15 protein-coding genes are annotated in these 9,467 nt (G+C 62.6%); 3 read left to right on the forward strand and 12 right to left on the reverse strand.

All coding sequences use genetic code 11. From position 1 onward, the window contains the following. Positions 1-107 precede the first annotated feature (107 nt). The 4 genes from KDH09_10485 to KDH09_10500 form a co-directional block, all read right to left on the reverse strand. Positions 108-707: a hypothetical protein gene (locus KDH09_10485; GenBank protein MCB0220111.1), complete on the reverse strand. Its 600-nt coding sequence runs from the start codon at positions 705-707 to the stop codon at positions 108-110. Between the two features lie 87 nt (positions 708-794). Beyond that, positions 795-1,364 (reverse strand): FG-GAP repeat protein, encoded by a 570-nt coding sequence (locus KDH09_10490; GenBank protein MCB0220112.1) that lies wholly within the window; start codon positions 1,362-1,364, stop codon positions 795-797. 180 nt (positions 1,365-1,544) lie between these two features. Continuing rightward, positions 1,545-1,958 carry a PIN domain-containing protein gene (locus KDH09_10495; protein MCB0220113.1) on the reverse strand — a complete coding sequence of 138 codons (414 nt, stop codon included), beginning with the start codon at positions 1,956-1,958 and terminating at the stop codon, positions 1,545-1,547. Next, the gene (locus tag KDH09_10500; GenBank protein MCB0220114.1) at positions 1,959-2,192 is read right to left on the reverse strand and encodes an antitoxin family protein; all 234 of its coding nucleotides are present in this window, start codon (positions 2,190-2,192) and stop codon (positions 1,959-1,961) included. Positions 2,193-2,408: 216 nt separating this feature from the next. Here KDH09_10500 and KDH09_10505 point away from each other — a divergent pair, with 216 nt between their 5' ends. Continuing rightward, positions 2,409-2,864, forward strand: coding sequence for a peroxiredoxin (locus KDH09_10505; protein ID MCB0220115.1), 456 nt, complete (start codon positions 2,409-2,411; stop codon positions 2,862-2,864). On the opposite strand, the gene KDH09_10510 is transcribed toward KDH09_10505, so the two are convergent. Then, entirely contained in the window at positions 2,861-3,133 is a 273-nt protein-coding gene (locus KDH09_10510; GenBank protein MCB0220116.1) for a TMEM165/GDT1 family protein, read from the reverse strand. The genes KDH09_10505 and KDH09_10510 overlap by 4 nt on opposite strands. Positions 3,134-3,175: 42 nt before the next feature. Here KDH09_10510 and KDH09_10515 point away from each other — a divergent pair, with 42 nt between their 5' ends. Both KDH09_10515 and KDH09_10520 read left to right on the forward strand, forming a co-directional pair. Beyond that, positions 3,176-4,021 carry a tetratricopeptide repeat protein gene (locus KDH09_10515; GenBank protein ID MCB0220117.1) on the forward strand — a complete coding sequence of 282 codons (846 nt, stop codon included), beginning with the start codon at positions 3,176-3,178 and terminating at the stop codon, positions 4,019-4,021. A 66-nt stretch (positions 4,022-4,087) separates the two neighbouring features. Beyond that, the gene (locus tag KDH09_10520; protein ID MCB0220118.1) at positions 4,088-4,729 is read left to right on the forward strand and encodes a PilZ domain-containing protein; all 642 of its coding nucleotides are present in this window, start codon (positions 4,088-4,090) and stop codon (positions 4,727-4,729) included. 5 nt (positions 4,730-4,734) lie between these two features. Here KDH09_10520 and KDH09_10525 read toward each other — a convergent pair whose 3' ends face one another. The 7 genes from KDH09_10525 to KDH09_10555 all read right to left on the reverse strand — a co-directional run bounded on the left by KDH09_10525 (position 4,735) and on the right by KDH09_10555 (position 9,414). Beyond that, positions 4,735-5,079 (reverse strand): helicase, encoded by a 345-nt coding sequence (locus KDH09_10525; protein ID MCB0220119.1) that lies wholly within the window; start codon positions 5,077-5,079, stop codon positions 4,735-4,737. Positions 5,080-5,083: 4 nt separating this feature from the next. Further along, a complete protein-coding gene (locus KDH09_10530) occupies positions 5,084-5,902 on the reverse strand; it encodes a NifU family protein (protein MCB0220120.1) in 819 nt (272 codons plus the stop codon). Between the two features lie 147 nt (positions 5,903-6,049). Beyond that, entirely contained in the window at positions 6,050-6,763 is a 714-nt protein-coding gene (locus KDH09_10535; protein ID MCB0220121.1) for a glutathione S-transferase, read from the reverse strand. A gap of 153 nt (positions 6,764-6,916) precedes the next feature. Further along, on the reverse strand, positions 6,917-7,618 hold the full coding sequence (locus KDH09_10540; protein ID MCB0220122.1) for a pirin family protein: 702 nt from the start codon (positions 7,616-7,618) through the stop codon (positions 6,917-6,919). 21 nt (positions 7,619-7,639) lie between these two features. Then, positions 7,640-8,236 (reverse strand): nitroreductase family protein, encoded by a 597-nt coding sequence (locus KDH09_10545; GenBank protein ID MCB0220123.1) that lies wholly within the window; start codon positions 8,234-8,236, stop codon positions 7,640-7,642. 119 nt (positions 8,237-8,355) lie between these two features. Beyond that, complete coding sequence (locus tag KDH09_10550) at positions 8,356-8,811, reverse strand: MarR family transcriptional regulator (GenBank protein MCB0220124.1); 456 nt, start codon at positions 8,809-8,811, stop codon at positions 8,356-8,358. A gap of 27 nt (positions 8,812-8,838) precedes the next feature. Further along, a complete protein-coding gene (locus KDH09_10555; protein ID MCB0220125.1) occupies positions 8,839-9,414 on the reverse strand; it encodes a DUF1802 family protein in 576 nt (191 codons plus the stop codon). Positions 9,415-9,467: the final 53 nt, after the last annotated feature.

Below are 9,467 nucleotides of genomic sequence, written 5' to 3' on the forward strand. Positions count from 1 at the left end.
ATGTCGGAATCGGGTATCTCGACAAACGGTTTGCTTGGTTGATTTGCCATGGGTTACTCCTAAAAAACTAAATCAGGCCGTCCGTATCACCTGCCTTCTCGCATCACTTATCTGAAAATATATGCCGACCCGGGAAGATTGCCGGGCTGATCGTCGGGACGACCTACGATGACCGTACCATTGTCGACATCAACGGCGGAACCAAACAACGAGTCCATGATTGAATCGGTTGGCCGAATAATCAGATCCGCATTCCAAACGTTGCCTCCGACCAGCGTAAACGAATAGATTGCACCACTATCACGCAACGGATCGCCACTGCCGCCGTCCTCCAAACGCGCGCCGACAACAATGTGACCGCCGCTGATGGAAACGCTGGTCCCAAACTCGTCATTGGGCTGCTGGTCAGAAGCGGCAAGCTTGGTTTCATTACCCCAAGCATTCACACCTAGCTGTTGATACACATAAACAGCTCCAGCTGAATTAACCGGGCCTCCGGGACCACCAGCCTCGATAGTAGCCGCAACTGCCAGATGTGACCCTTCCATCGCCACCGCGATGCCGAATTGATCGCCTGCTTCTAGCTCAGAGGAAATAAGCTTAACTCCTGTATCCCATGTGTTTGAGCCAGTACGATGGAAAATGTAGACTGCTCCTGCACCAGGCAGAGGATCACCCGCGCCCCCGTCTTCGCTTCGAGCGCCCACCGCGACATAGTCACCACTGATCGCAACGGAACTTCCGAACGCATCATCCGCTTGGGTATCGATTCCGACAAGCGGCGTCGGCGCACTTCAGGTATTCGCACCCGTCCGCATGAAAACATACGCCGCTCCGCCGCCTGCGGTGCTACTCGCACCGGCCACAATGTAGTCACCGTCGATATCCACGTCGGCGCCGAGAGCACCGCTTCCACCAGCGTTGAGTCGGGTTCCCGCGTCCCAGGTATTCTCACCGGTGCGCATGAAGACGAACGCTTCATTGCCCGTCGGCGCACCCACCACCAGATAATCGCCATCGAGTGCCACTTCAGAGCCGAAGTGATCGCCCGCTCCGTAACTCACCGATGGAAGAAGCTTTACCTCGTCGCCCCATGTATCGGGTCCGGTCCGGCGGTACACATACACAGCACCTCCGTCCATCGTCGGGTTTCCCACGCCGCCGTCCTCCAATCGCGCACCAACCACGGCATAGTCCCCGTCGATGGCGACAGAGATTCCGAACTCGTCCGTTGCCTGTCCGTCGTCCGGCTCCAGTTTCACCACTTCGATTCCCAGCAGCCCAGCGACGAACGCTTTGAGTTCCTCGCCGCCGCAAGAGGCGGTCGTGCCAAGCACCATCAACAGCACCAGTCCCGTTTTCATTTTTCTCAACTTCCTTTTCATCGCGATGTTCCCCCTGTTTCCAGGTATGCCCACCATTCTAGATAATCCGATAAGGTTCACTGCCATCGGGCATGCGGCCGATGCGGCCCCCCTCATCCTGCATTTTCACCACGAGCAGGCGGGTTCGCACTGGCGCTCCATCAAAGGCTGCGAAATTGTTCACGGCAATAGCTCAAAGTGGTCACAGTGGGAGGGCCGAATAACGGAGAAGTCCCTCCGGTCGATGGTGGCAATGCGCGTGATGGCAAGCCGTTCAGCCAAGGCCGCAACGGAGGCATCGACGAAGCCCAAACGAAGGTCATCGTAGCGAGCAAGCAGATCATGCGCGCGCAGGACGTCGGCGGCGACAAGGGCGGTTAGCTCAAAACGCCCGGCATGGACGTCGAGCAAAAGATTGCGCTCGGGCTGGGTCCCCAGGTTCTTGGAAACAAGGTAACAGGCTTCGGCAAGTACGGGCTGGGGCAGAAGAAGATGTTCTGCCGTCGAAGAAAGGAACGCGAAGACCCGCTCGTGCCAACTGTCGCGGCGGTCCATAAAGGCGTATACCGCCCCGGTGTCGAGCAGTACGGCCATTCAATCCTGACCGAATCCCTCAAGCAGTTCCTCGGCGCGCTCGGAGATGTCTGAGCGTCCGCTGTCACCACAGGCACCTGAGAGGAACTTGCGCGGCCAAGGACCAGTGTATTCGCGGGCGGATTCGACCTCATCATCCAACGTCACCAGCACGACCGCCCCGGAAGGGAGATCGGCGGGTTCGACCGGCTTAAAGACCCCGTCCTCGAAAATCGCATGGATCGTGCGGCTCATATCGTTTAATTCTAGCCTAGGCCCGCGCGCACCGCAACGGCGCTCCCGTGGGCGCGCCCCCAAGCCCAGGACAGAAAGGCATCTGCCGCCACTGCCCCGTAGTGACCGCTCTGCTGCGCCGCCGAGGCAGGGCCCTTCCCCGCCGGGCCCGGGCGGCTACACTGGGCGGCACGTTGCGGCCCGCGGGGGCCGGAAAAACTGCAGGGTGAGACAAACATGGCAAAGATCGGTGAGGGCGACCGCGCCCCGGACTTTACGCTCTCCGACCAGGGCGGCAAGGAAATCAAGTTCTCGGACTACCGCGGCAAGAACGTGGTGCTCTATTTCTACCCCAAGGACGACACCCCCGGCTGCACCGCCGAATCGTGCGCCTTCCGCGACAGCTACGAGGACTTCAAGGACCTGGGCGCCGAAGTGATCGGCATCTCCAGCGATTCCCCGGACTCGCACACAAAGTTCGCGGCCAAGTACTCGCTGCCCTTCGTGCTGCTCTCCGACCGGGGCGGCAAGGTGCGCAAGAGCTTTGGCGTGCCCACCACCTTCGGCCTGCTTCCCGGCCGCGTCACCTACGTGATCGACAAGGAAGGCGTCGTCCGCAAGATTTTCAATTCGCAGTTCAATCCCAAGAAACACATCGACGAAGCTCGCCGCGTGCTGGCCAAGCTGGGCTAGAGAATGTCGGCCAGGATGAGCACCCCGATGAGCACGAAAGCGCCCCCGGCGATTTTCTCGAGCACTTCGGGCGCGATCATCCGGGAGAGCGCCTCGCCGAATCCTGCGCCAATCGCCGTAACGGCCACCAGTGCGAGCGCGGCGCTCAGGAACACGGTCCAGGGCTTGCCGGTCTTGGATACGGCGGCGATCACTGCAAGCTGGGTCTTGTCGCCCATCTCGGCAAGAAACAGGGTGACGAAAGTCGTTCCGAAAATCTTCCAGTCCATGTGCGTTGCGCTCCATGCGGGTGGTAGTAGGGCCTGTATATCATGAGCGAGTTCACCGCACATCCCGCGCGCAAGCGATTTGCCGAGCTGGCGCGACTTCCCGACGATGAGATCCCCCTCGACGAGGCGGCACTGCTCATCCAGGCCGAAGAAGAGTCGGACTTCGAAGTGCGCCAGGGGCTGGCCGCGCTCAACGCGCTGGCCGAGCAGATCCGCTACGAGATCGAGCGCGAGGAGACCCTGCTCCAGAAGTTCGATGTGCTCCGCGAGTTTATTTATGAGCGCCTGGAATTCCACGGGAGCCAGGACGACTACTACTGCGCCGAGAACAGTTACCTGGGCTCGGTCATCGAGCGCCGCGCGGGCATTCCGATCACCCTGGCGGTCGTGATGATGGAAGTGGCGCGCCGCCTGGACATCCCGCTGCAGGGCGTCGGGTTTCCCATGCACTTTCTGGTTCGGCTCGACCTGCCCAAGAGCGCGATCTTCGCCGACCCCTACGACCGCGCCCAGGTCATGCTGACCGAGGACTGCCGCTTTTTTCTCGAACAGCTCTCGCGCGGGCGCATCGAGTTTTCCGAGCAGCTTCTGGCGCCCGCCACGAACCGGCAGATCCTCATCCGCATGCTCTCAAACCTCAAGGCGGTCTTTGCCCGCGACGGGGAGCTCGAACGGGCCATCACCGTCGTGGACCGGATCCTGCTGCTCAGCCCCCGGGCCTCCCACGAACACCGCGACCGCGGACTGCTCCACTTCGGGCTTGGGCGCTTCGGCCTGGCGCTGGCCGACCTGGAGCGCTATCTCGTCCAGGAGCCCGAGGCCCCCGACCGCATCGAAATTCTGGGCAAGGTCGAGGAAGCCCGCGCCGAGATTCACAAGCAGAACTAGCTTTCCGTACTGCGCCGCTAATCACGCCCTTTTCAGCGCCCCCCTCAAACTGGTAGGATCACACCCATGGCTCAGGGGATGTCAGCGGATCGGCGCGCCAAGAAGCGCCGCCAGGTTCACCTTCGCGTGGACTTCAAGGTAGGCAGCTACGTCGGCCGCGCGGTCACGGTCGATCTTTCCGAGACCGGCGTCTTCGTCAACACCAACAAGCTCTCGCCTCCCGGACAGGAAGTCGCGCTCAAGATCTATTTCGAAGAGGGCAGCGATCCGCTCAAGGCACTCGGTACGATCCGGCGCATGGTCCAGCCGGGTGAGGGTTCACTGGTCGGAGTGGGGATCCAGTTCGAGCGAATCTACGCGGGCTCGCAACGGGTTCTGCGTTCCTTCCTCTCGGACGGGATGGGCGTGGAGATCGATGAAAGCGCCCTCGGCGATGTGATGACCGACGACAGCGGCTCGCGCATGTCGCGGTACGTCTTCGACAAGCATGGCCAGATTCAGCACGCGCGACTTCGCCACGATGCTGCCGAAAAAACTCCGGCCAGGGCGCAGTCCGACGATCTCGATGTTCTCAAGAAGTTCCAGTTCGCACCGACCCTGCTCAAGCGGATCGGCTGGAAGCCCTTTGCCTTCGCAGGCGCGGGGTTTCTGTTTTATCTGATCTTGACGTTTGTGATGGAGTGGCTGGAAAAAATGCAGACGCGCTAGTCTCTTCAGACATCCCAGGTCGGAAGCGGCCGATCCTTCCAGATATTCACCGAAGTCTTTTCGTCGAGCGTCACGGGCCCAAGCGCCACCTGATGGGAACCATCGGCGCCCAGGTCGTAGTCCATGTCGATGCGCTCGATGTCCCAGGATCCCTCGGCGGGGCCTTCGAGCACAAAGCCGTGGACAAAGCTCATGGGCGAGAACTCACCCGAGTAGGTTTCCCCCGGCCCGGTGCCGCCCTGCACCGCTTCAAGCGGCATGACGTGATCGTTGAAGCGGCAGACGACAGGCCCCTTGTGCCCGGTCTCGCCCGTCTTGATGGAAATGCGGAAAGTCAGCAGTCGCGGCATGGTTTCAGCCTCGGAAGTAGGGGTTTTCGCCGGCGGCGTGATCGGTCACGTCGAAAACAGCGCCGAGTTCGGGGATGCTGCGCCGAAGCGACATTTCGATGCCCTCGCGCAGGGTTGCACCCGCGGCGGAACAACCCTGACAGCCACCGCCCATGTGAATCGTGATGGAGTTGCCGGTCACCCCGGTCAGTGAAATCTGCCCGTCGTGGGCGGCAACGCCCGGATTGATTTCGGATTCGATCACACCGAGCACCTTCTTGCGAAGCTCTTCTTCGCCGGGCACGCGGTCCTTGAGCGCCGGATCGACAAGATCCCCACCGCCCTGAATCACCTTGCGCATGGCGGCGCCGACGGCCTCGGCCAGCGGTTTCCAGTTGCGGTTGTAGCGGTCGGCGCGGGTAATGGTGACAGTGCTTCCAAAGAGCAGCACCGTGGCGACATCGCCCTCGGCTGCGAAGATTGCCTCGACCAGAGGCGAGCCCATGGCTGCTTCGGCGTTGGCGAAGTGCCAGGAGAATCCCTCGATCACCTTGCGATCGAGCAGGAAGCGGCATTCGTCGCCCTGCACGCTGGGCTGGGCCTTGATGATGACGGCATTGGGGTCTTCAGGTGCGGGCGCCTCTTCCTTGATGACCGGCGCCTCGATGACGCGGCGCTGGCTCGGTGCCGGCATCGCCGGTGCGGGCGCGGTGCCCACGCCAACCCCGAGGTCCGCGGCCGAAGGGCGCGGCGCGGCGGGCGCATCAGCAGGCGCGCTTCGCGGCGGCTCCGCCCGTGGCGCGTCGATTCCAAGTGCCTTCTTGATGTTTCCGAGAAGCCCCATCGCCTCTACTCTCCCTGGCGCACCCGCTTCGGGGACGCATCCTCTATGTAGCACAGCGACGCGGGTGGAAAGCGCCACCGATGTCCCTGCCATTGAAACGAAAACGCCCCCGGCGAAGGAGGCGTTTCCGGCTTACTTTCAGGCGGTTCAGTTCGCGCGGTTGGCGTCTCGAATCGCCTGCACGCGGTTATACCAGGCGGCCATCTTCGGGCGGCCCATGATCTCGGCAAAGATCGGGAATTCCTTCACGCAGGTGACGGCGCCGTGCATGGCGACGTCGCCGAGCGAGACCTCGTCCCCGCCGATGAAGTCGTCGCTTCCAAGCCACTCCTCGAACTGTTCGAGGTCCTCGACCACCCACTTGTGGCCGTCGGTCTTGTTGCGCTTCTTCAGGATGCGCTTGCTGATCGCGTACATGATCAGCGAGCCGCCGGCGCGAACCTTGAGGTTTTCGATGGGCCCGAAGTTCGAGGTGCGCGCGGTGATCTGGGCGGCGCGAAGCGCCTCGCGCCAGGTGCCATAAATGACGGTCGGCAGCGCGTAGGTGAACTCGTCGTCGACCCACTGGTCGACTTCCTCGCTCCGCTTCTGGCGCGCAGCGTCGGCCGGGGTGTAGTGCACCTTGTCGTTAAATTTCTTGTCCAGGTAGTGCAGGATGTCCGAGGAATCGTAGACGGTCTCGCCATTCGTCTGAATGACGGGCACTTTCTTGGGCGCCTCTTCGGGCAGCGGGGGGAGTTCTTTCTTGGTGGTCGGGTTCACTTCGATCTTCTTGAAGGGAATGCCCTTGACCTCAAGGCCCGCCTTGACCTTGTGGCAGTAGGGGCAGAGTTCGAACTGATAGAGGGTCACCGGATCCATAGCCGTCTCTCCTGGGTGGGTGCTGGTTGAATCATCTGCGCGCGCCATCACCACGACGCGCGCGCCGAATGCGGCGGAGTCTGGCCGATTGACCCGCAAAGTGGCAACCCGGGCAGTTCCGGGCTGCCCCTGCAGGCCTCACAAGGCTGAAAATCAGGGCAGATCGAAGAGAATCAGCTCGCTCTCGGCGCTCGCGGCATTCAGGCCAATGTTGCGCTCGTGGGAGATCGCCGCGCCGTCACCGGCCTGAAGGGTCTCACCGTTTACTTCCACCTCGCCGCTCACGACCTGCACCCAGGCATGCCGCCCGGGCGAGAGGGTGTGGGTAACACGTTCGCCGGCATCGAGAACCGTGGCATAGACGCTCGCATCCTGGTTGAGGCGTACCGATCCCTCGGCCCCGTCGGGAGAGGCGATGAGAAGGAGTCGCCCACGCTTTTGCTCGCGCGGGAAGTTCTTCTGCTCGTAGCCGGGCTCGTGCCCCTCGCCGTCGGGAAGGATCCAGATCTGCAGCAGGTGCGTGGGCTCGGTGTCCGAGGGGTTGAACTCGCTGTGGCGAATCCCCGTGCCGGCGCTCATGCGCTGCACGTCGCCCGCCGGGGTGACGCCGCTGCTGCCGGTACTGTCTTTATGGGCCACGGCGCCGCCCACGACGTAGGTGATGATCTCCATGTCGCGGTGCGGATGCGTCGGGAATCCCGCGCCCGGGGCGATGCGGTCTTCATTGATGACACGCAACGCGCGAAAGCCCATGTGCGCCGGGTCGTGGTATTCACCGAAGCTGAAGCTGTGGTGGGTGTCGAGCCACCCGAAGTTCAGGTGGCCGCGCTCTGCGGATTTTCGGATTTCAATCATGGCGCCCTCCTCTCGGGCGATTCAGTCGGATTCGGTAAAAGCACCGCGCAGCGCAACCTCGGCGAGGGGCTTGCGGTCCGAGGGTTTCTCTTTGGCACGCAGCTCTTCGGGCAGCGTCTCCGCATCGCCGCGGTAGCCCACGGCCAGGGCGCAGATCACTTCGTAGCGATCCTTGGGGACGTTGAGTTCCTCGTAGACGCGCTCAAGGTGAATCCCGCCCATGGCGTGGGAGTGCAAGCCGAGCTTTTCCGCCTGGAGAATGAGCGACATGGCGCCAAGACCCGTATCGAACAGATGCGTACGGTTCTCCTTGCCGTTGTGGTCAAAATGACGGCGCGCGAGGATGAAGATGAGCACCGGGGCGCGGCCCGCCCAGGCGCGGTTGCCATCGAGCAGCAGCGAGCGGAAGCGCTCCAGTTCTTCGGCGCTGCTCTGCCCTTCGGCGGCATAGAGGAAGTGCCAGGGCTGCTCGTTGTAGCTTGAGGGCGCCCAGCGCGCGGCCTCGAAGAGACTCTCGATGTCGCGGGCGCTCACGGGTTTCCCATCGAAGGCCCGCGGGGACCAGCGCTCCACGAACTGCGCATCCACTGGAGCCTGGGTTTCCCGGTTGGTTGTCATGTTGTCGTCCCTCCAATTGCTTTGATATCCAAGTAATTGTTCCAGATAGGATCGTCAACCCCTGCCCCGTCCCGGGGCCGATACGGGAAGCGCTTGAGGGGGCAGCCCGCTGCTGCTTGTCAGTCCTTGGGAAGTGCCTTGCCGATCTTCTTGCACAGACGCATCAGTTCGGCCTGCTCGGACGCGCTGAGCGCGCCCATGGTCTGCACGATTCCATCAACGTGCACGGGGAAGACCTTCTTGATGTGACGGCGGCCGGTCGGTGTGAGATGCAGGATCTGGACGCGCCCGTCGCTCTGGCTGCGGCGACGCTCCACCAGTCCGCGTTTTTCGAGCCGGTTGACGCACACCGTGACGCTGCCGCCGGTGCGCAGCAGTTTCTCGCCGAGCGCCGTCTGGCTCATGGGGCCCAGGTGCAGCAGCGCCTCGAGCACGCCGAGCTGGCTGATGGTCAGGTCATGCTCGGCAAGCGCGCGAGAGAGGTGCACTTCGAGCCGCTGCGTGCTGCGCATCAGCGGGATGTAGGCGTTGAGCGCCCGGGTTTCTTTCGTTGTTCCTTGGTGTTTTGTGCCCATGTTGTGTGTCTTTCGTGGGGTGTGGGGTCACGCGAACTTGCCGATGATTTTTTCGACCGCGGCGATCCGCTCGGTAAAGGCCTCATCCGAGAGCGCCGGCGCGGCCTCCCCGGGATCGATGGCCTCGTCGAGGCTCACCCAGGAGACGCAGCCGGCGTATTCCTCCGTATTGGAAACGACCACCGGCGCGGGCAGGACGCTCGCGCGGACGGTCACCACCCACAGTCCGGGGCGGCGGTAGTTGTAGCGGGTGTCGATGGTGTGGTCGCTGTAGACGTGCTGGCCCTCGAGCTTCCCCAGCGTCGCAACGTCCTCAACAAATTTGGCGCCGTGAACGGTGCAGTAGACCGAGAGGTGCACTTCCGACTCGGGCGGCGCCTCCGCGGTGAGCCGTTCAAGTTCGGCCCGCGCGCCGGGGACGACGTCTTCTGCCTTGGCGTGGTAGTAGGTCGGAAAGAGAAAGAAGGCGTGGTGGTCCATCTCGAACTCTTTGCGCCGGTCGTGGATGCCGCCCTTTTTCAGCAGGATCACCTGCCGGCCGGCCGCCAGCTCCGCGCAGAGAATGGACCACTCCTTGAGTGCGATGTTCGTGGGCTCGCCCATGAAGAAACTCCCGCCGGGGATTTGCGCCTCCCCCCAACGCGCGGCTTATGTAG

The sequence above is a fragment of the Chrysiogenia bacterium genome (genome assembly GCA_020434085.1).
Classification (GTDB): Bacteria; JAGRBM01; JAGRBM01; order JAGRBM01; family JAGRBM01; genus JAGRBM01.